The sequence below is a fragment of the Streptomyces clavifer genome (assembly GCF_036345975.1).
Lineage (GTDB): Bacteria > Actinomycetota > Actinomycetes > Streptomycetales > Streptomycetaceae > Streptomyces > Streptomyces clavifer.
Window position 1 is genome coordinate 2,744,822 of record NZ_CP107793.1, and the last position, 20,118, is coordinate 2,764,939.

The 20,118-nt window shown below is 72.2% G+C and carries 17 protein-coding genes; 7 read left to right on the forward strand and 10 right to left on the reverse strand.

Annotation, left to right across the window (positions count from 1 at the left end; translation table 11 throughout):
- Positions 1 to 79 precede the first annotated feature (79 nt).
- Positions 80 to 613, forward strand: a complete 534-nt coding sequence (locus OG927_RS11765) for a GNAT family N-acetyltransferase (RefSeq protein ID WP_330320126.1) — start codon at positions 80 to 82, stop codon at positions 611 to 613.
- Between the two features lie 88 nt (positions 614 to 701).
- Here OG927_RS11765 and OG927_RS11770 read toward each other — a convergent pair whose 3' ends face one another.
- The 7 genes from OG927_RS11770 to OG927_RS11800 form a co-directional block, all read right to left on the reverse strand.
- Positions 702 to 2,165, reverse strand: a complete 1,464-nt coding sequence (locus OG927_RS11770) for a GH1 family beta-glucosidase (protein WP_319106210.1) — start codon at positions 2,163 to 2,165, stop codon at positions 702 to 704.
- Positions 2,166 to 2,312: 147 nt separating this feature from the next.
- Positions 2,313 to 3,233 (reverse strand): carbohydrate ABC transporter permease, encoded by a 921-nt coding sequence (locus OG927_RS11775; RefSeq protein ID WP_330320127.1) that lies wholly within the window; start codon positions 3,231 to 3,233, stop codon positions 2,313 to 2,315.
- A 15-nt stretch (positions 3,234 to 3,248) separates the two neighbouring features.
- Positions 3,249 to 4,247, reverse strand: coding sequence for a carbohydrate ABC transporter permease (locus OG927_RS11780; protein ID WP_056798108.1), 999 nt, complete (start codon positions 4,245 to 4,247; stop codon positions 3,249 to 3,251).
- A 170-nt stretch (positions 4,248 to 4,417) separates the two neighbouring features.
- Positions 4,418 to 5,740: an ABC transporter substrate-binding protein gene (locus OG927_RS11785; RefSeq protein WP_056798113.1), complete on the reverse strand. Its 1,323-nt coding sequence runs from the start codon at positions 5,738 to 5,740 to the stop codon at positions 4,418 to 4,420.
- A 744-nt stretch (positions 5,741 to 6,484) separates the two neighbouring features.
- Positions 6,485 to 7,960, reverse strand: coding sequence for a glycoside hydrolase family 18 protein (locus tag OG927_RS11790; RefSeq protein ID WP_330320128.1), 1,476 nt, complete (start codon positions 7,958 to 7,960; stop codon positions 6,485 to 6,487).
- A 229-nt stretch (positions 7,961 to 8,189) separates the two neighbouring features.
- Positions 8,190 to 9,626: a sensor histidine kinase gene (locus tag OG927_RS11795; RefSeq protein ID WP_056798120.1), complete on the reverse strand. Its 1,437-nt coding sequence runs from the start codon at positions 9,624 to 9,626 to the stop codon at positions 8,190 to 8,192.
- Positions 9,623 to 10,345, reverse strand: coding sequence for a response regulator transcription factor (locus OG927_RS11800; RefSeq protein WP_124282239.1), 723 nt, complete (start codon positions 10,343 to 10,345; stop codon positions 9,623 to 9,625). The genes OG927_RS11795 and OG927_RS11800 overlap by 4 nt, the downstream gene beginning before the upstream one ends.
- A 78-nt stretch (positions 10,346 to 10,423) precedes the next feature.
- On the opposite strand from OG927_RS11800, the gene OG927_RS11805 reads away from it, so the two are divergent.
- Positions 10,424 to 10,978, forward strand: a complete 555-nt coding sequence (locus OG927_RS11805) for a hypothetical protein (protein WP_319102916.1) — start codon at positions 10,424 to 10,426, stop codon at positions 10,976 to 10,978.
- A 54-nt stretch (positions 10,979 to 11,032) separates the two neighbouring features.
- On the opposite strand, the gene OG927_RS11810 is transcribed toward OG927_RS11805, so the two are convergent.
- Positions 11,033 to 11,944, reverse strand: coding sequence for a spermidine synthase (locus OG927_RS11810; RefSeq protein WP_392926497.1), 912 nt, complete (start codon positions 11,942 to 11,944; stop codon positions 11,033 to 11,035).
- A gap of 87 nt (positions 11,945 to 12,031) precedes the next feature.
- Entirely contained in the window at positions 12,032 to 12,403 is a 372-nt protein-coding gene (locus tag OG927_RS11815) for a hypothetical protein (RefSeq protein WP_056798136.1), read from the reverse strand.
- Between the two features lie 240 nt (positions 12,404 to 12,643).
- Here OG927_RS11815 and OG927_RS11820 point away from each other — a divergent pair, with 240 nt between their 5' ends.
- The gene (locus OG927_RS11820; protein ID WP_056798140.1) at positions 12,644 to 14,002 is read left to right on the forward strand and encodes a hypothetical protein; all 1,359 of its coding nucleotides are present in this window, start codon (positions 12,644 to 12,646) and stop codon (positions 14,000 to 14,002) included.
- A 127-nt stretch (positions 14,003 to 14,129) separates the two neighbouring features.
- Here OG927_RS11820 and OG927_RS11825 read toward each other — a convergent pair whose 3' ends face one another.
- The gene (locus OG927_RS11825; protein ID WP_330320129.1) at positions 14,130 to 14,726 is read right to left on the reverse strand and encodes a histidine phosphatase family protein; all 597 of its coding nucleotides are present in this window, start codon (positions 14,724 to 14,726) and stop codon (positions 14,130 to 14,132) included.
- A 308-nt stretch (positions 14,727 to 15,034) separates the two neighbouring features.
- Here OG927_RS11825 and OG927_RS11830 point away from each other — a divergent pair, with 308 nt between their 5' ends.
- From OG927_RS11830 to OG927_RS11845, 4 genes are read left to right on the forward strand one after another with little or no spacing between them, the layout of a single operon-like run.
- Positions 15,035 to 15,985 (forward strand): phosphatase PAP2 family protein, encoded by a 951-nt coding sequence (locus tag OG927_RS11830; RefSeq protein ID WP_056798148.1) that lies wholly within the window; start codon positions 15,035 to 15,037, stop codon positions 15,983 to 15,985.
- Entirely contained in the window at positions 15,879 to 17,075 is a 1,197-nt protein-coding gene (locus tag OG927_RS11835; protein WP_056798152.1) for a hypothetical protein, read from the forward strand. The genes OG927_RS11830 and OG927_RS11835 overlap by 107 nt, the downstream gene beginning before the upstream one ends.
- On the forward strand, positions 17,066 to 18,706 hold the full coding sequence (locus OG927_RS11840) for a hypothetical protein (RefSeq protein WP_056798156.1): 1,641 nt from the start codon (positions 17,066 to 17,068) through the stop codon (positions 18,704 to 18,706). The genes OG927_RS11835 and OG927_RS11840 overlap by 10 nt, the downstream gene beginning before the upstream one ends.
- Entirely contained in the window at positions 18,703 to 20,037 is a 1,335-nt protein-coding gene (locus OG927_RS11845) for an AAA domain-containing protein (RefSeq protein WP_056798160.1), read from the forward strand. The genes OG927_RS11840 and OG927_RS11845 overlap by 4 nt, the downstream gene beginning before the upstream one ends.
- The last annotated feature ends 81 nt before the right edge of the window (positions 20,038 to 20,118 follow it).

Genomic DNA, 20,118 nt, shown 5'->3' on the forward strand with positions numbered 1-20,118 from the left:
AGTCGATGCGCACGCCCGGCTCACGGACCGGCGCATAACCTCGGCGCCGGTGGGCCGAGCGGCTATAGGGTCGGCGCTTATGAGTTGGCTGCCTGACGACTTCGTCCATCCCGTCCACGTACCCGTGCCCGGCACCACGCTTCACCTGCGGCCGATCCGGGAGGCGGACACCGCGATCGACTATCCCGCCGTGATGGGCTCCCGAGAGCGCCTGTGGGAGATCTTCGGTCCGGCCTGGGCCTGGCCCCCGGCGACGATGACCTATGAAGAGGACCGCATCGACCTGCGTCGGCACGAGGAGGAGATAGCCGCGCACCAGTCGTTCAACTACGCGTTGCTGGACGAGGAGGAGACGGCCGTCCTCGGTTGCGTCTACATCGACCCGCCCGAGCGCACCGGCTCCGACGGAGAGGTCTCGTGGTGGGTGGTGGACGACCTCGTCGGCAGTGAGGCCGAGCGTGCGCTCGACGCGCTGGTGCCGCGGTGGATCGCCGCCGACTGGCCCCTCCAGCAGCCCCGTTACGTGGGCCGCGACCTCACCTGGCAGGACTGGCTGGCACTGCCGCCCGCCTCGGATCGAGCGACGCCGGGAGAGGGCGGGCCGAACGGTTGACGTGCCCCTCGCCGGTGCGGGACGGGGCACACAAGGAGCGAGACCCGGCGCACGGCCGGGTCTCGCTCTCCGTTCTACGGGACGCGGGTCAGACGGCGCCGTCGACCGGAGGAAGGGCGTGGCGGCGGATCACGTCGGAGTACCAGTAGGCACTCGACTTGGGGATACGGCGCTGGGACGCGTAGTCGACGTACACCGCACCGAAGCGCTTCGAATAGCCGTACGCCCACTCGAAGTTGTCCATCAGGGACCACAGGAAGTAGCCGCGGACATCCGCGCCGTCGGCGATCGCGCGCTGTACGGCGTCGAGGTGCCCGTGCAGGTACGCGACGCGCTCGGGGTCCTCCACCTTGCCCTCGGGCGAGACGTAGTCGTCGAACGCCGCACCGTTCTCGGTGACCATCAGGGTCAGGTCCGGGTACTCCCGGTGGGTGTCCATGAGGAGGTCGTAGAGCCCGTTGGGGTCGATCGACCAGTCCATCGCGGTCCGCGCCTTCCCCTCGGGGAGGTGGAAGGCGACGTGCTCGGAGCCGGGCCACGGGGAGTGGTCGCTGCTGCCGTGGGCGTCGCTCCGCGCGTAGTCGGCCCCGGCCACCGGGTCGCTGACCAGCGTCGGCGTGTAGTAGTTGACGCCGAGCGCGTCGAACGGGCGCGAGATGGTGGCGAGGTCGCCGTCCTGGACCAGCTTGGACCAGTCCACCAGGTGCGAGGTGTCCGCGATCAGGTCCTCGGGGTACTCGCCGCGCAGCATCGGACCGGTGAAGACACGGTTGCCGACGGCGTCGATCCGGCGGGCGGCGTCCGCGTCGGCCGCACTGTCGGTCAGCGGGCGGACCTGGTGGAGGTTGAGGGTGACCGAGGTCTGCGCAGCAGCGGGGAGTTGGGCGCGCAGAACCTCGATCGCCCGGCCATGGGCGAGATTGAGGTGATGGGCCGCCTGCAGCGCCGCTGCGGGCTCGGTGCGACCGGGGGCGTGCACACCGGATCCGTAACCGAGGAAGGCCGAGCACCACGGCTCGTTGAGGGTGGTCCACATGCCGACGCGGTCGCCGAGGGCGCCGGAGACGATGGCGGCGTAGTCGGCGAACCGTTCGGCGGTCGCGCGCTCGGGCCAGCCGCCGGCGTCCTCGAGCTCCTGGGGGAGGTCCCAGTGGTAGAGGGTGGCGACGGGCATGATGCCGGCGTCGAGCAGCTCGTCGACGAGCTTGCGGTAGAAGTCGAGGCCGCGCTCGACGGCGGGGCCCCGCCCGGTGGGCTGGACCCGGGACCAGGAGACGGAGAAGCGGTAGGCCTTGAGGCCGAGCTGCTTCATCAGTGCGACGTCGTCGCGGTAGCGGTGGTAGTGGTCGGCGGCGATGTCACCGGTGTCGCCGTTGCGGACCTTGCCGGGGGTGCGGCTGAAGGTGTCCCAGATGGACGGCGTGCGGCCGTCCTCCGCGGCGGCACCCTCCACCTGGTACGAGGCGGTGGCCGCGCCCCAGAGGAAGCCCGTGGGGAAGTTCGTTGCCTCGGGCGCCTGCTTCGGGGTGATGTCGGGTCGGACTGCAGTCATGCGGGAGCGCTCCCAAGAATGGACGAACAAGGACAGGGAAGAGCGGGGACCCCGGGACCCGCACGGCCTGTGGTCAGGTACAGGCCGTGCGGGAGGACCGGGGTCGGACCGGGGGGTGGGGCGGCGGGTGGAGCGGCGGGCCCTGGGTCAGCCCTTGACGGCACCGGACATGATTCCTCCGACGATCTGCTTGCCGAAGATCACGAAGACGATGAGCAGCGGCAGCGTGCTGATCAGCGCGCCCGCCATGACGATGCTCTGGTCGGGCACGTAGGAGGCGCTCAGCTGGCCGAGGGCCACCTGGAGCGTGGGGTTCTGCTGGTTGAGCGCGAGGTACGGCCAGAAGAAGTCGTTCCAGGCCTGCACGAAGGTGAGCATGCCCAGCACCATCATGGCCGGGCGGGCCACCGGGAGCACGATGCTCCACACGATGCGGAGGTTGTTCGCCCCGTCCACCCGGCCCGCTTCGATCAGCTCGTACGGGAGTGCCTCGATCAGGTACTGCCGCATGAAGAACACGCCGAACGCGCTCACCAGGGTCGGGAAGATCACCGACTCCAGCTGACCGCCCCAGCCGATGTCCGACATCATCATGAACAGCGGTACGACGCTGAGCTGCGGCGGGATGGTCAGCGTGGCGATGACCACCGTCATCAGCGCGCCGCGGCCCTTGAAGCGCATCTTGGCGAACGCGTAGCCGGCCAGGGTGCAGAAGAACAGCGTCGCGAGGGTGATGCTGCTGGACACGATGACCGTGTTCAGGATGGCCTTGCCGAGGTTGGCCTGCTCCCACGCGGCCTGGAGGTTGTTGAACAGGTTCCCGCCGGGGATCAGCGGCGGGGTGGTGTCCAGCACCTCCTCCTGGGTGCGGGACGCCGCGACGAGCGTCCAGTACAGCGGGAAGATCGAGCCGAGGCCGACGACGGCGAGGGCGATGTAGGCGAAGGGGCCGGCGTGGTGCTGACGGCCCGCGCCGGGCTTGAAGCGGCTGCGGCGCGGGGGCTCACTGCGGGGCGCGGACTTGTCCACGCGGTGGTCCGGAGCGGTGGTGGGGCTGATCGTGGTCATGGATATCGCTCCCCGTCAGGCCGCGGTCTTGCGCATGAGGCGCCCGACGAGCCAGTTGATCGCGGCAATGAGCAGCAGCAGGACGAGCATCGCCCAGGCGACCGCGGCGGCCGGACCGAGGTGCCCGAGGTTCCAGCCGTAGTTGTAGAGGTAGATGCTGAGCGTCTCGTACTGGTTCTCGGTGCCGCCCTGCGCTCCGATGGGGCCGCCTTCCAGGAGCAGGGGCTCACCGAACAGCTGCATGGAACCGATGGTCGAGATGACGATCGTGAAGAGGATCGTCGGCCGCAGCGAGGGGATCGTCACGTTGCGGAACTGCTGCCAGCGCGAGGCCCCGTCGAGCGAGGCCGCCTCGTACAGGTCGGACGGGATGGCCTGCATCGCGGCCAGGTAGATCAGCGTGTTGTAGCCCGTCCAGCGCCAGATCACGATGACCGCGATGGCGATGTTGGACGTCCAGTGACCGTTGACCCAGTTCGTCTCACCGGCGCCGAAGAATCCGAGCACCCAGTTCAGCAGGCCGCCGTCCGCCCGGAACACCAGGGCGAAGACCAGGGCCGCGGAGGCCACCGAGGTGGCGTACGGGGTGAGGATCACGGTGCGCCAGAAGGTGCTGGCACGCAGCTTGTAGTTCAGCAGGTGGGCCAAGCCCAGCGCGATCATCAGCTGCGGGACGGTCGAGATGACGCCGATGACGAAGGTGTTGGTGACCGCGGTCCAGAACTCGGAGTCCTGGAGGATGTTGCTGAAGTTCTCGAATCCGACCCATTCCATCTGGTCGAGACCGGTCATCTCCACCCGGTGCAGGGCGATCCAGCCGGTGTAGATGAGCGGGTAGAGCCCGAAGGCCCCGAAGACGAGGAAGAAGGGGGCGATGTAGGCGTACGGCGATGCCTTGTCGTCGAATCGCCACAGCCGGCTGCGCCACGCCTGGCGGCCGGGAGTCATGGGCTTCGGAGCGCGGCGGCCGGGCCGTGATCCTTGAGCGCCCCGGGTGGGGGTCGTGGTTGCCACAGGCGGGAGTCCTTCCCTGAGGTGTGCCGACACCGCAGGGGCAGGCCGGACCTCTGGTCAGGTCCGGCGGAGGTGTCGGAGACGGTGCACGGGCCGGCAGGAGAACCGGCACCGGTGCGGGCCGGCCGGGACGCGTCGTACGGCGTCCCGGCGGCCCGCACCGGAGTGGATCAGCCGATCACCTTGTCGATGGACTTGGTGGCGGCCTCCCATGCCTTGTCCGGGCTGGTGCCCCGCTGCTCCATGTTGTTGATCTGCGTGGAGATGGAGTCCTTGATGACGCCGTCCTTCGGGCCGAGCACGGCCGCGGGGATGACCTGCGCCTCTTCGGCGTAGATCTCACCGATCGGCGCGTTGTTGAAGTACTCCAGCTTGGCGGTCTTCACCTCGGGGAGCTCGTAGGCGCCCTTGTTCGAGGGGAAGAGACCGGCGGCCTTGAACACGGCGGCCTGCTGCTCGGGCGCGGTCAGCCACTTGACGAGCTCACCGGCCTCCTTGACGTGCTTGCCCTTCGCGGGCACGGAGAGGAACGAACCGCCCCAGTTGGCAGCGGTCTCACCCGGGGTGCGGGTGATGTCCCACTTGCCCTTGAACTCGTCACCGGAGTACGTGGAGATCTGCGCGGCCATCCACGCCGGGCAGGCCACGGTGGCGACGCTGCCCTTGCGCAGGGCGTTCTGCCACGGCACACCGAACTGGGCCAGGCCCTGGGTCAGGCCCTTGTCGACGGCCTGGGCCGCGAGGTCCCAGCCCTTCTTGACACCGGCGCTGTCCTTGTAGATCGCCTTGCCGTCCTTGGAGTAGTACTGCTCCGAGTCGGAGCTCACCACGCCGTTGTACATGGCACTGGCGGAGTCCATGAAGAAGGTGCCCTTGGGGGCCTTCTTCTTGAACTCCTCACCGAGCTTGAGGTAGTCCTCCCACCCGCCGGCGAGCTTCGCGGCGACCTCGGTGCGGTCGGCCGGCAGACCGGCCTGCTCGAACAGGTCCCGGCGGTAGCAGATCGACATCGGACCGATGTCGGTACCCGCACCGATGACCTTGCCGTCGTCGGTGCTCGCCTGCAGCGCCTTCCAGTTCACCCACTGGTCGGGGTCGACCACCTTGGAGAGGTCCGCGAACGCGTCCGCCTTGGTGTCGACGAGCTCCTTGACGCGGCCGACCTCGATGCCCTGGACGTCGGCCAGCCCGCTGCCCGTGTTGAGCTGCTGGAGGAACTTGGGGTAGTAGACCTTCTCCTCGGCCGTGACGTTTTCCTTGACCGTGATGTTCGGGTGGAGCTCGTGGTACTTCTCGAAGAGCCCCGCCTCCTTGTAGCCGAACTGGCCGAAGTCGGCGACGGTCAGGGTGATGTTCCCGTTCGCGTCGGCCTCGTCGGAATCCGAACCGGAATCGCTGCAGCCGGTCAGCAGCAGGGCGGTGGCCGTGAGGCCCGTGGTGGCCATGACGGCGGTTCTGCGGCTTCGACCTGCGACGGTGCGGGTGATGCGCATTCCACTACTCCTTGTTCCAGGGTGGGACTGGCGTTCAATCTGCTCGGCATACGCGCTGGTGGTGCGGTGCCAGTGGTACGGAGAGGACATGGGCTGTGTCGTCCCCGTACGAGCGAAAAACCTCGTTCGATATGGGAGCGCTCCCATGCGCTGATGCCGGAACATTGCTGCCTCAAGGGGGTGGGTGTCAAGAGTTGAAGACGCTTCCGTTGCCCGAGTGTGTCCTGCAAGTCACGCGACCGTGTCCGACCGAGGGCTTGCGTTAACGTGCGCGTGCTGCATGCGGAACACGCCGGACCGTGAATTCCCCCTGGTCAGGGCGGTGTTGGGCCACGGAGCCGCCCTTCGAGCCCGCTTCCGGGCCCGTCCGCGGCGGATTGCGCCTGGCACTTCGGACGAGTACCCGGTGCGTCGGCTGCCCGGAAAGCGCCCGCCGGAAAATGAACGGGGTGCGGCGCTGTGAGGGCGCTCAGGGGGGCCCGAGGGCGTTCCCGCGTTCTTTCCCCGAACTCCGGGGCTCGGCGGGCAGGTTCCGCTTGAGCGGGTTTGCGTGCCCCGACGGGTCCGGGGGACGTGGCCCGTGCGGGAGGAAAAAGGGGGCGCACCCCGGCCGGGTGTGGGGGTGTGGGGCCGGCCGGGATGCGCGCGGGGGGTGGCGGTTCTGGGGGGTGTGGAGGGAGTACGGGGGGCTGCCGCCGGGGTGGCGGTTCCGGGGGGCGTGGAGGGAGTACGGGGGGTGCGTGGCTACTTGTGGGCGCTGAACGCCTTCGTGAAGGCCAGCGGCTCCTGGAGGATCGAGCTGCAGGTCGCGTCGGCCGCGGGCTTCGTGCCGCCCGCGCACTGCTTGTCCCGCGTGCCCGACCACATCGAGAGCCGGCCGATCTTCTTCTCTTGCGCGAACTTCACCAGCTGCGTGGCGTCCTCGACCGTGAAGATCTCGGTGACGACGTCGTTCACGCCGATCATCGGGGTGACCGCGACCGCTGCCCAGGCGGCCGTGTCGGAGAGCCCCAGCACGCCCTTGATCTGGGCCTGTGTGGCCGTGGCCGCCTGGGTGGCGTAGTCGCCCATGTCACCGCTGTACGAGGCCCCGTAGTCCATCGCCATGATGTTGACCGCGTCGACCCTGACGCCGTTCTTCTTCGCGTCTGCGATCAGGTCCACGCCGGGCTGGGTCAGCCCCTCGGGCATCACCGGCAGGGTGAAGGAGACGTCCAGGCCGGGGTGGGACTTCTGGAGCTGGGCGATGGCCTGCGAGCGGCGCGAGTTGGCCGCCGTGTCCGGCAGTGCGCCGCCCTCGACGTCGAAGTCGACCTTCGTCAGCCCGTACGTGTCGATGACCTTCCCGTACGCCGTGGCGAGCTCCGCGGGGGTGGAGCAGTGCAGGGCCAGCTCAGCGCCCGCCGCGCCGCCGAAGGAGACCCGGACGTCACCGCCCCCGGCCCGCAGGGCACCGATCTGCGCGGCCACCTTGTCGTCGCCGAGCCCGGTCACTCCGCCCCACAGAGGGGTACAGCTGCCGCCCGACGTGATGAACGCGAGGGTGAACTCCTTGACGCCCGTCTTCCCGGCGGTGTCGAGCAGGTCGTACGCCGGGTAGAGGGACGTGTCGATGTACGGCGCGAAGCCGGCACCGGTGGCCGTACCGCCACCGCCCTCACCGCCGCCGGGCGTCTCCGACGGCGTCGGTGTCGGTTCGGGCGTCCCCGGCTTCGTGGGGGTGGGCGACGGCTCGGTGGTGGGGGTCCCGGTGGGGCGGCCGCTGGGCTCCGGTGTCGCCCCGGTGTCCGCGGAGCACGTCGCGTCGTTGATCAGGCAGCCGGCCGGATCGGCGGCGGTACCGGACGAGGCGGTGACGAAGCCGACGGTGACGGACGCGCCGGGGGCCAGGTCCTTGTTCCAGCTCGCGGGCTTCACGGTGACGTGGTTGCCGCTGACGGTGTGCTCACCGTTCCAGAGGGAGTCGATCCTCGTCCCGGCGGGCAGGTCGAATTCGAGCGTCCAGCCCGACTGCGCCTTCTCGGTGTCGTTCGTGACGACGTACTGCCCGGTGTATCCACTGGTCCAGCCGCTGGTCCTGGTGTACGTGGCACCGACCGCCGCCGCCTGCGCGGTGCCGGTGAGTGCGAAGACCGTGCCGCCGATGACCGCGGCGGCGACCACGGCGCCGACCGCCTTGGTGCGGGTGCTCGTCGTGCGGCGGTGCGTGCTGGTGCCCATCGCGTTCCTGCCTCTGTCCTACGGGGGGTGGTGATTGCGTCTGCACGCTAGCCGCCCCGAAACCGACAAAAGGAGCTCTTGGGACCTGGGTCGATGTTCTTAGGGTTGGCTTAAGGAGCGCATCGGTGCTGGTTAAAGGTTCGGCCCGGCTCCGGGGGATCCAGGAGCTCTGCGTGCCGGGCCGTCACTCCGCGTCGCGGGGCCGTGGTGATCCGTACGAGCGCCCCGGCTATCCCTTGGCGATCCGCTGTCCCGGCCGCCGGCCGAACCGCTTCCCGCCGCGCCTGCCCACCCGGTGCCCCCGGCGCGCCCGCTCGGAGGGGCCGCCGTCGAGCCCGATCCAGATGCGCACTTCCGTGCCTCCGAGCACGGAACGCCCGATCCGCAGGTCGCCGCCGGTGGACTCGGCGACCCGGCGGACGATGTCCAGGCCGAGGCCGGTCGAACCCACGGCGCCCGGCCCGTCGCTCCGCCCGCTGGCTCCCCGGGCCAGGGCGGCCTTCGGGTCGGCTATGCCGGGCCCGGCGTCCGAGACGAGGACGAGCACCGCGTCACCGCTGTGGTGCACGTCGACCGCGAAGGCGGTGCCTTCCGGGGTGTGCCGGAAGACATTGCCGAGCAACGCGTCGAGCGCCGCCGCCAGTTCGGGCCTGGCCACCGGTATACGCACCGTGCGGTCCACCCCTGCGAGCCGGACCGTGCGGCCCTCGTCCTCGGCCAGGGCGGACCAGAACCCCATGCGTTCGCGGATCACCTCGGACGCGTCGCACCCGGCGCCCGCGCCCGTCTGCACGCCCTGGGTCTGTGGGCGCTGCTCGCGGGCGGTGCGGATGATCGTGTCGACCTCGCGCTCCAGCTGCTCCACGGCCGCCCGGGTCTGGTCGGCGGCGGGGCCCTCGCCCAGGGAGGCGGCGTTGAGGCGGAGCACCGTCAGCGGGGTGCGCAGCCGGTGCGAGAGGTCCGCGGCCAGTTCGCGTTCGTTGGCGAGCAGCTGGACCACCTGGTCGGCCATGGAGTTGAACGCCACGGCGGCGGAGCGCAGTTCGGTCGGCCCCTCCTCGGGGACCCTGGTCCCCAGCCGGCCCTCCCCCAGGTCCTGGGCGGCGCCGGCGAGGCGCTGGGCGGGCTCCACCATCCGCACGCCGAGCCGGTCGGCGACCGCCACCGAGCCCACGATCAGCGCGATCCCGACGCCCGCCAGCACCAGCCACGCGGTGTCGACGCCGTTGGAGATCTCGGCCTCGGGCACGAACACCTCGACGACGGCGATGTCCCCGGAGCCGAGCGCGGTCGGCTGGAGCAGCGCGTGGCCGTCGGGGACCTCGGCGATGGAGGCGCGCCCCGACTCCCGTACGGTCTCCAGGTCCTGGCGGCTGGCGCGCCGGGTGCCGATCTCCAGGCGCCTGCTGTCCGGCTCGCCGGTGGCGGGCACGTGGACCGCGAGCCGTCCCCTGCCCCCGGGCTCGGTGGACAGGACCGCGCGGGTCAGCTCCTCGCGGTCGGTGGTGATGGTGAGGGTCGGGCCGATGGTGGCGGCCTGCCGTTCGGCGTCGGAGAAGGCGCGGTCGCGGGCCATCTCCTTGATGACGAGCCCCAGGGGCACGGCGAAGGCGATCACGACCATGGCGGTGACGGCCAGGCAGACCTTGACCAGGGCCCATCTCATGCGGGCGGCTCCGGTGCCGCCGCCGGTGCGGACTCCGGGGGTTCGAGCTTCACGCCGACGCCGCGCAGGGTGTGCAGATAGCGCGGCCGGGCCGCGGTCTCACCCAGTTTGCGGCGCAGCCAGGAGAGGTGGACGTCGATGGTCTGGTCGTCGCCGTAGGACTGCTGCCAGACCTCGGCCAGCAGTTCCCTGCGCGGGACGACGACCCCTGGGCGTCCGGCGAGGAAGGCCAGGAGGTCGAACTCCCTGCGGGTCAGGTCCAGGGCCGTGCCGTCGAGTTCGGCCTGTCGGCGCAACGGGTCGATGGAGAGCCCGCCGACCTGGATGACGCGCGGGGGCGGTGCCTGACCGCCGACGCCCCGGGTGCGGCGCAGCACGGCGGCCATGCGGGCGGAGAGGTGCTCCACGGAGAACGGTTTGGTCAGGTAGTCGTCGGCACCGTCGTTGAGCAGCCTGACTATCTCGGCCTCGTCGTCCCGCGCGGTCGCGATGATCACGGGTACGTCGGTGATGGACCGCAGCATCTTCAGCGCCTCGGCGCCGTCGAGGTCGGGCAGGCCGAGGTCGAGTATGACGACGTCGAAGCGGAAGTGCGCGACCTCGCGCAGCGCTTCGAGCGCGGTACCGACACTCCGTACCGTGTGAGAGGCCTCGGTCAGGTGCCGGATGAGGGCGGAACGTACGAACTGGTCGTCCTCGACCACGAGCACACTTGGCATGGGCGGCACCGTAACCCATGCGGAGGGACCCGGTCCCCTCCGGGACAGCAACGGGGCGGGTGGGGCAGGATGTGCCCGATGCAACGAGGATTCGTACACGCGATCGCGTGGTCGCTCGCCACCGGGGCCGCGGTCACCCTGTCGTGGTGGGGTGTGCACACGGTGATGTCGGGGACGGTGTACGAGCCTCCGCGCGCCGTGCCGATCGCGGTGGGCGCGCGGGACGGCGGGACCACGGACGCACCGGTGTCGTCGTCGACGCGCCGCGCCCTGCCGTCGCCCTCGCCGAGCGCGAGCCCTTCCCGCAGCAAGGCGCCGTCCTCGCCCCGGCCCCCCAAAAAGCCCTCCGCCGTTCCCTCGTCGAGCAGTCAGGCCCCGCCCGAGTCCTCGGCCCCCGCGGCGGCTTCGGGCGAGGTGCAGAGCTATCCGACGCGCGGCGGCCGCGTCGTCCTGGAGCTGACGGGCGACGCGGCGACACTGGTCTCGGCGACACCGGAGCAGGACTGGTCGATGCAGGTGTGGACGAACGCGGAGTGGATCCGGGTGGACTTCAGCGACGGGGCCGGGGCGACCGTCTCCGTGTTCTGCACCTGGAACGGCCATCCGCCGACGGTGCAGGTCGTCGACCAGTAGGCCGCTCACGGGCGCGGGCCGTCCCGGCCCACTCTCCGCGGGGCGCCCGGTCCGTCAGGAGAAGGCGCCGGGCGGCGGGGCGGGTGACGGGCGGGCACCCTCGTCGGTGACGACGGCGGCGCCACCGGTGAAGTCGGCGAGGACCCGGCCGTGTTCGACGCGGCCGGGGTGCGGATCGCTCGCGACCCGCCGGGTCAGCTCGGCGACGGCGATCGGCCGGTCCGAGGCGACCAGGACCGCGTTGCCGAAGCGCCGGCCCCGCCAGACGGTCGGATCGGCGGCCAGGGCCAGTTCGGGGAAGAGCGAGGCGGCCGTGGCGACCTGGCCGCGGAGATGGGCGAGCGGCGGACCGTCGGCCAGGTTGGCGGCGTACTGACCGCCCGGCTTCAGCACCCGTCGCACGTCGGCGAGGAATTCGGCGGAGGTGAGGTGCGCGGGGGTACGGGCGCCGCTGAAGACGTCGGCGACGACGAGGTCCGCCCAGCCGTCCTGGATCTTCCCGAGTCCGGCGCGGGCGTCCACGGACCGCACCCGTATCCGGGCTTGGGGGTCCAACGGGAGCTCGCGGCGCACCAGTTGGACGAGCGCCGCGTCGATCTCGATGATCTGCTGGGTGGAGCGGGGGCGGGTCGCCGCGATGTACCGGGCCAGCGTGAACGCCCCGCCGCCCAGGTGCAGGACCTGCAGCGGCTGGTTCGGGGGCGCGGCGAGGTCGATGACGTGGCCGAGCCTGCGCTGGTACTCGAACGAGAGGTACGAGGGTTCGTCCAGGTCCACATGGGACTGCGGGGCGCCGTCCAGCAGCAGGGTCCAGGCGTGCGGGCGTTCACGGTCGGGGACGAGCTCGGCGAGGCCGCCGTCCACCGTCACGGCGACGGGCTCCTGGTGGCGCTCGGACCGCTTCCGGGTGCTCGCGCCCCTGCCCGGGGCGCTCACGCCCTTGCCCGGCGCTCCTCGACGTGCCACGCGCCCTCGTCCTCACTCACCCGTGCGGGCCGGGTCCTGGGACGGACCGGCGACGGCGGGAGATCCGCCCACCCGGCCATTATGGACTCAGCGGCAGTTGTCGGCCGCTTCGATGAGCCGGGCCGCCTGGTCGAGGGCGGCGCGGAGCGCGACCGGGTCGGTGACCTGGGAGTCGTCGGCGGGCGGCAGGAGCCAGCCGCCCCCGGTGACGGGCGGCTCGGCGGGGATGCGCAGCCCCCGGCCGTCCGTCCGCGTGCAGGCGCTGCCGGGCACGTCCCAGGCGTCCGCCGTACCGGGCGGCACGAGGAAGCCGAGGGTGGCGCAGGCCCCGTCGTGCAGGACCGGGCCGACGGCCTCGTGATCGGCGCCCCGGCGCAGGATGTCCACGGCCTCCAGGCCCTGACGTGCCGGGACGGTCACCAGGTCGCACGGTGCGGATTCCGGGCCGGTGTGCAGCATGGGAACCCCTCCTCTCGTCGCCGAACGGAGCTACGCCCCGTTTCGCATGGACCAACGCGCCGACGGCGTCAAGGGCTACGGCGGCACGCCGCCGCAAAGGGTGGCAGTTCATGGCAGATCAGGGGCGAGATGTCCGCTTTATAGCAAAACACCGCATGCGCGTCCCGCCACAGCGGGTACGTTCTTGCTCCGCCGGGACACCGGAAGCAGGCGCCCGGCTGCACCAGAGAGGGCCCCGCCATGGTGACACGGGCAGTTCCCAACCTCGCCTTCCGTCGGCTGCGCGGACAGCGCTCCGCCGGTGAGTTCGCGGCGGCGGTCCGTAGAGCCGGCCGCGAGATCGGTGAACAGGTCGCGTGCGACGCCCGGTACATCGGACGTGTGGAGTCCGGTGAGATCCGCTGCCCCAACTATGCGTACGAACGGGTGTTCCTGCACATGTTCCCCGGGGTGACCCTGGCGGACCTGGGCTTCTCGGCCCGCGAGAGCGTGCGCGGCCGGGGGGCACGCCCGGCACCCCGTTCTTCCCCTTCCCCCCTTCCCCCCACGCTCGACAGTGACATCGACGAGGAGAGCGACGTGCTGCGTCGCGTGTTCATGACGAGCGGCACCGCCACGGTGGCTGCCGCGTCCCTGGGCCTGGGCGGCGGAGCGTCCGCCGCGGGCCCGATCACCGTGCCCACGCAACGCCGGGTCGGCGAGGCCGAGGTGAGCGCCGTCGAGGAGGCGGTGCGGAAGATCCGGCTGCTCGACGACCGGCACGGTGCGGACGGGCTCTACCAGCGGGCCGCCGCACCCCTCCGGGCCGCGTACGCCCTGCTCGACGCGGGGACCGCCACCCGCCGCAGTACCGCGGACCGGCTGCACGCGGGCGCCGGGGAGCTGGCCATCTCCGTGGGCTGGCTGGCGCACGACTCGGGCCGCTTCGAGGACGCGCGCTCGCACTACGCGGAAGCGCTCGCGACGGCGCGGCTGGCCGGCGACTCCGCGCTGGAGGCGCACGCCTTCTGCAACGCGTCGTTCCTGGCCAGGGACATGGGGCGGGCCCGAGAGGCGGTCCGCGCGGCGGAGGCGGGCGGACGGGCCGCCGGGCCGCTCGGCTCCCCCCGCCTGACCGCCCTCCTGGCGCTGCGGGAGGCCGGCGGGCGGGCCTGGCTCGGGGACCGTACGGGATGCGAGCAGGCGATCGGGCGGGCGCGTACGGCGTTCGAACGGGGGTCGTGCGCGGCCGACCCCGAGTGGATGAGCTTCTTCCGGGAGGCGGAGCTGGAAATACTGGAGGCGCAGTGCTGGTCGGCCCTCGGCGACTGGCCGAGGGCGGCCCGGCACGCACGCCGGGCCACACGGCTCCAGGACCCGCACTTCACCCGGAACCTCGCGCTGTACCGGGCGCAGCTGGCCGGTGACCTGGCTCGGGCGGGCACGGCCGACGAGGCGTCCGCGGCGGGCCACCAGGTGCTCGACCTCCTGGACCGGGTCCAGTCCTCCCGCATCCGGGGGATGCTGGCGAGCGCGGTACGGGTGCTGAGGCCGCGGGGCGGCCCGGAGGTGGCGGCGCTCCTGGACCGCTACGAGGAGCTGCCACCTTCCACGGGGTGACCGGAGCGTCCACGGCGTGACCGGAGTGCGACGGCGACGGCGGGGCGCCTCCGGCCCGGGCGGTGGCGGTCCGCCCGGTAGCGGGTCCACCGGCCCGGGCGGCGGCGTCCGGCCCCACGGCACCGCGCTACCGGTCCAGGTGCCCCGTGTCGTTCCATCGCTCCAGGGCCGGCATCCCGTACGCCCACCCCAGCACCGACAGCGACGTCGGCTCCAGCCGGATGCGGGCGCCGAAGGAGATGTCCTCGCCGAGCCACCGCGCCCCCAGCGTCCGCAGGATGTGCCCGTGGGCGAAGACCAGCACGTCACGGTCGGAGGAGCGCGCCCAGTCCACGACCTCGTCCGCGCGGGCCGAGACGTCGGCCGGGCTCTCGCCCCCGGGGACTCCGTCCCGCCAGATCAGCCAGTCCGGGCGGTCCGCCTTGATCTGCGCCGGGGTCAGCCCCTCGTAGTCCCCGTAGTCCCACTCCATCAGCGCGTCCCACGGCTCGGCCCGCTCGCCGAATCCGGCGATGGCGCACGTCTCGGCCGCCCGGACGAGCGGGCTGGTGCGGACCTCCACCCCGGGCAGCCCGCCCCAGGGTTCCCGGTGCAGGCGTTCGCCGAGCAGCTTGGCGCCCTCGCGGCCGGTGTCGAGGAGGGGGATGTCGGTCCTGCCGGTGTGATTGCCCTGGACCGACCACTGGGTCTGGCCGTGCCGGGCGAGCAGGATTCGCGGTGCCATGACGGCTCTCCCTGAAAATACTGAGATCCGATGATCCGGGGACCCTAGGATCTGATGGGTCCGGGACAGCGGTGTCCGGGACGGCGACGGGGCAGCGACGTCGACACTCCGGGGGACGGTGTGGACGAGGGCCCCACTCCATCATCTCTCACCCGCTCCGGGGGCAACCTGCGGGGCGGTATCCGCGTCCCTCCCACCGCACGACGAGGGGCAGTCGTAGGTGACGCCCCCGGGGGAACACGTATCGGATGACCGCCGTACGGTTGAACGCCCGTCGTCGACCGCATGAACATGGGGAGAGCCATCGGATGCCGCACGCCACCGCCGGGACACCCTCCTCCGGTCATCGGCCACGCTGGTGGAAGGAGCTGCCGCTGATAGCGGTGGTGTACGGGCTGTATTCGGTGGGCCGGCTGCTGGTCCGGGAGGACATACCCGCGGCCGTGGACAACGGCCTCGCCATACTCCGCCTGGAAAAGGCCCTGTTCCTCAACGCCGAGCACCCCCTCAACCGGCTGCTGACCGCCCACCCCTCCCTGGGCATACCCGCCGACTTCGCTTACGCGTCCCTGCACTACCTGGTCACCCCGGCCGTCCTCATATGGATGTTCCGGCGCCGGTCCACCGTCTACCGGGCGGCCCGCACCTGGCTGATGACCTCCACGCTCATGGGGCTGATCGGCTTCACGCTGATGCCCACCTGCCCGCCCCGGCTCCTCGACGCCCACCACGGATTCGTGGACACGATGGCCCAGTACAGCGCGTTCGGCTGGTGGGGCGCGGGGGCCAGCGCGCCGCGCGGGCTCAGCGGGATGACGAACCAGTACGCCGCGATGCCGAGCCTCCACGTCGGCTGGGCGGTGTGGTGCGGGGTCCTGCTGTGGCGGCACGGCCGCCACCCGGTCCTCCGGGCGGCGGGCGTCGTGTACCCCCTGGTCACCGTGCTCGTGGTGATGGGCACGGCGAACCACTACTTCCTCGACGCCGTCGCGGGCGCGGCCGTGATGGGCGTCGGAGCGCTGCTGACCAGGCCCGTCATACGGATCGCCGACCGGGTCACGGTCCGCGCGAGGGCCGTGTTCGCACCGGATCCGGCTCCCGTACCGGCCGCGGGGTCCACGATTGTCAGTGACGGATGCAAGACTTCCGCGGGTGAGCGAATCCCCGGTCAGCGGACCCCCTCCGCAGATTCCAGCGGCGCGGCCACCGGCTCCGCAGCCGAAGCCGCCAGCGACGACGCTCCGGCAGCGGCTCGCTGAGCTGCGCGGCCCGTCCGTCGCGCCGCACCCGCTCGACGCGCGCGCGCTGGCCGCCCTCGCCGCGAATCCCGGCTGCAAGCGGCGCGCCCTGCTCGACGGCGCGGGGGTCGACAAGGGTGTGCTGGCCACCTCGCTGGGCTCCCCCGCCCCGTTCGGCCAGTCGCAGTTCGCTCTCGTCCGGGGCAACGCGTTCGAGAAGAAGGTCAAGGCCGACGGCGGTACGGAGCTGCTGCGCCTGCTGTTCGAGCGGCTCGGCAGCGGGGCGGACGCACCGGGCGAGGCCACGGTGCCGGATCTGACGGCTGCCGGGCCCGCGGGCCGCGCCGCACGCACCGCACTGGCACTGCGCGAGGCCACGGCGGCGGGGGGCTGGGCCCTGCTCGACCATCCGATGCTGGCCCTGGAGGTGGCGGGCTCCCCCGCCTACCTGGAGCCGGACGCCGTGGTGGTCCACCCCGACGGCACCTGGACGGTCGTCGAGATCAAGTCCTTCCCCATGGTCGACAGCTCGGCGGACGCCGCGAAGGTCGGCGCCGCGGCCCGCCAGTCCGCGGTGTACGTCCTGGCGCTGGAGCGTATCGCCGAGGTCACCGAGGGCGCCGAGGTCGGGCACCGGGTCCTGCTGGTCTGCCCGAAGGACTTCTCCAACCTGCCGACCGCGTCGGTCGTGGACGTCCGCAAGCAGCGTGCCGTCACCCGTCGCCAGCTGACCAGACTGACCCGTGTCGAGGACATCGCGGCGGCCCTGCCCGAGGGCACGACGTTCGACCCGGGGTGCTCCCCGGAAGAGCTGGGCAGCGCCGTCGACGCCGTCCCGGCCGCATACGCCCCCGAGTGCCTGGCCGCCTGCGAGCTGGCCTTCCACTGCCGGGCCAAGGCCCGCGCGGAGGGCGCGGTGGAGACGCTCGGCCGGAGCGTGCGGGGCGAGCTCGGCGGCCTGACGACGGTCGCCGGAGTGCTGGCCGCCGCGGCCGGCAAGGAGGGCGACCCCGCGGATCCGACGGTGGCGGCCCTGCGGCGCGCCGCGGCGCTGCGCGCGGAGGCGCTGGAGTCGCCGGGGTCACGGGGCGGCGGTGCGGCATGTCACTGATCACCACGCTGGCCCGGCTGGAGGCGGTGGACAGCGGGCGCGCCCAGCCGCTGGCCACGGTGCGCCACCGCCATCTGACCGACCGGCCGCTCGTGCTGGTGCCGCTGACCACCGCGGGCGAGGCGGGCGCCCCGCTCGGCGCGCTCGTCGGGACCGACCGTGCGGCGCCGCGGCTGATCACGGTGGCGCAGCCCCGCGACCGCGATCTGCGGTTCGCGTTCCTCGCCGAGCTGGCGGAGGCGGTGCTGCCGCACATCGAGTCGTACGCCGACGCCGTAGAGCCCGCCGAACGCAACGAGACCGACCCCGGGACCGGCAAGAAGGTCAAGGTCGAGGTCGAGCTCTGCACGGACGCGGCCCAGTTGATCGTGCCGAGCCGGGCAGGCATCGACTTCGTACGGCTGCTGGGGCGTTCCATGCGGTTCCGGCGCACCGTGGAGGACGATCCGGACACCCCGTATCCGGCCCCCGCCCGCGTCCCGCTGCTGGGGCGCTGGCTGACGCACTACGGGGAGCGGGCCAGGGTGCCGGGCTCCTCGCTGCTGCTCGCCGCGACGGACCTGCTGAACCGGCACTGGGCGACGGGTCAGAGCAGTCTGGAGGACCAGCACCTCGGTGCGCTGCTCGCCTGGATCGACCCGCCGGAGGGCGAGCCGGGGTCCGCCGCGGCGCTCCGCGCGGAGGCGGGGCGCGACCGTGCCGGACAGCTGTTCTGTCCGCCGGCGGGTCCGGCGACGGACCCCGCGTTCGACAACAGGCTGCTGGCGCCCGCGATCGAACGGTACGACCGGGCGCGCACGGCGCTGGCCACCGCGGAGGACGGTCTCGCCGCCGATGCCCGGCTCGGCGAGCTGAGCGGGGCCGAGCGGGAGATCCGGTCGCTGCTCGCGGGGGTGCTGCGGCCCACCTGGGACGCCGTGTGGCGCGGGCTGGACCTGCTGGCGGAGCTGCCGGAGGGGGCCAGGGCGGAGGACCGCTGGACACGGGACCGCTGGTCGTTCACCGGGCACCGGGACCGGGTACGGGCCGGCGAGCCCCCGCAGCCGCGCCGGGACGACGCGGTGACGGCGGCACAGAAGCTGGCCTCGCGGGAGACCGCGCAGGCCCAGCTGGAGGCCCAGGAGGCGCTGGACGATCCGCTGGTGCTGGCCGGCCGGCGGCTGGCGGGCGAGGCGTTCGTCGGGGTGGTGGCGGACGTGGAAATGGCGTACAGCGAGTCGAAGCGCCCCTCCCCCCGCCCGCTGGTCACGGTGCGGACGGACGAGCGACCGCACCTCGGCGAGCGGACGAAGGTGTACCGCTCGCTGGACGGCAAGCCGCAGACGGCCGAATTCGTGGCATACGTCCCCGAGGAGTCCGAGGGAGTCCTGGACGGGGAGAGCGCGGACGAGGAGATCCTCCTGGTCCTGCGGATCACGGACCGGATGGGGCGCGGCAAGGAGCCCGCACCCGGTTCGGTGCCCGAGCCCGGCGACCGGTTCGCCTGGACGCTGTTCGAGCACGACCAGCGAGGCGGTCCGAAGCTGCCCGACCCGGAGGACACCCCGTGGACCCACGGCGGCCCGCCGGGTGCCGCGGCCGACGGTCCCGCCGAGAAGCCCGATCCCGTGACCGCGGAGGACCTCCTGTGACAGCCGTTCTCGACCCGGGCGCCGCGGCGGCGCGGGCGACCGACGCGATCCTCGGCGACACCTTGCGCGGTACGGCGCGCGGCATCGTGGTGGACTCGCCTCCGGGCGCGGGCAAGTCGACGCTCGTCGTGCGCGCCGCGCTCGAACTGGCGGCAGCGGGACGCCCGTTGATGGTGGTCGCGCAGACCAACTCCCAGGTGGACGACCTGGTGGTGCGACTGGCCGAGAAGGCGCCCGACTTGCCGGTCGGCCGGCTGCACAGCAGTGACTCCGATCCGTACGACAAGGTCCTGGACGGCCTGGACAACGTGCGGAAGTCGGCGAAGGCCGCGGATCTGGCCGGCCTCGACATCGTCATCTCCACGGCCGCCAAGTGGGCGCACGTGAAGAACGTGGAGCCGTGGGGCCACGCGATCGTCGACGAGGCGTACCAGATGAGGTCGGACGCGCTGCTGGCCGTGGCCGGGCTGTTCGAGCGGGCCCTCTTCGTGGGGGATCCGGGGCAGCTGGACCCGTTCTCGATCGTGGGCGCGGACCAGTGGGCGGGGCTGTCGTACGACCCGTCGGCGAGCGCGGTCTCGACCCTGCTCGCGCACAATCCGGAGCTGCCGCAGCACCGGCTGCCGGTGTCCTGGCGGCTGCCCGCGTCCGCGGCGCCGCTCGTCTCGGACGCGTTCTACCCGTTCACACCGTTCCGCAGCGGCACGGACCACGGCGACCGGCGGATGTCGTTCGGCGTCCCCTCGGACGGTTCGGGTCCCGACCGGGTGCTGGACGAGGCGGCGGAGTCCGGCTGGGGTCTGCTGGAGCTCCCGGCCCGCCACACCCCGCGCACCGATCCGGAGGCGGTGCGGGCGGTGGCCCTGGTGGTCCGCCGGCTGCTCGACCGGGGCGGCGCCGCGACGAGCGAGCGTTCCCCGGCCCCGGTCCCGGTGACGGCGGACCGGGTCGCGGTCGGTACGGCCCACCGCGACCAGGCCGCGGCGGTGCGGGCGGCCCTCACGGAGCTGGGGGTGACGGGCGTCGCGGTGGACACGGCGAACCGGCTCCAGGGCCGCGAATTCGATGTGACGGTGATCCTGCACCCGCTGTCGGGCCGTCCGGACGCCACGGCCTTCCACCTGGAGACGGGCCGCCTGTGCGTGCTGGCCTCACGGCACCGCCACGCCTGCGTCGTGGTGTGCCGGGAAGGGGTCGCGGACCTGCTGGACGAGCACCCGTCGACGGAACCCGTCCAGCTGGGCGTCACGGTGAAGTTCCCCGACGGCTGGGAGGCGAACCACGCGGTCCTGGCCCACCTCCGGGAACACCGGGTGCCCTGGCGGCCCTGAATCCGGAAGGCTCCGCACGCATTGCGGGGCCCGTTCGTGGGAAGCGCTCTTGCGCCGGGTCGGACAATGGAAGGTGGCCGT

Coding starts and splice junctions, on each gene's coding strand:
- OG927_RS11825 (WP_330320129.1), bottom strand. CDS start 14,726: ATGGCACCGCGAATCCTGCTCGCCCGGCACGGCCAGACCCAGTGGTCG.
- OG927_RS11800 (WP_124282239.1), bottom strand. CDS start 10,345: ATGCCAAGTGTGCTCGTGGTCGAGGACGACCAGTTCGTACGTTCCGCC.
- OG927_RS11820 (WP_056798140.1), top strand. CDS start 12,644: ATGGTGACACGGGCAGTTCCCAACCTCGCCTTCCGTCGGCTGCGCGGA.
- OG927_RS11840 (WP_056798156.1), top strand. CDS start 17,066: ATGTCACTGATCACCACGCTGGCCCGGCTGGAGGCGGTGGACAGCGGG.
- OG927_RS11775 (WP_330320127.1), bottom strand. CDS start 3,233: ATGACCACGATCAGCCCCACCACCGCTCCGGACCACCGCGTGGACAAG.
- OG927_RS11770 (WP_319106210.1), bottom strand. CDS start 2,165: ATGACTGCAGTCCGACCCGACATCACCCCGAAGCAGGCGCCCGAGGCA.
- OG927_RS11795 (WP_056798120.1), bottom strand. CDS start 9,626: ATGAGATGGGCCCTGGTCAAGGTCTGCCTGGCCGTCACCGCCATGGTC.
- OG927_RS11765 (WP_330320126.1), top strand. CDS start 80: ATGAGTTGGCTGCCTGACGACTTCGTCCATCCCGTCCACGTACCCGTG.
- OG927_RS11815 (WP_056798136.1), bottom strand. CDS start 12,403: ATGCTGCACACCGGCCCGGAATCCGCACCGTGCGACCTGGTGACCGTC.
- OG927_RS11805 (WP_319102916.1), top strand. CDS start 10,424: ATGCAACGAGGATTCGTACACGCGATCGCGTGGTCGCTCGCCACCGGG.
- OG927_RS11785 (WP_056798113.1), bottom strand. CDS start 5,740: ATGCGCATCACCCGCACCGTCGCAGGTCGAAGCCGCAGAACCGCCGTC.
- OG927_RS11830 (WP_056798148.1), top strand. CDS start 15,035: ATGCCGCACGCCACCGCCGGGACACCCTCCTCCGGTCATCGGCCACGC.
- OG927_RS11790 (WP_330320128.1), bottom strand. CDS start 7,960: ATGGGCACCAGCACGCACCGCCGCACGACGAGCACCCGCACCAAGGCG.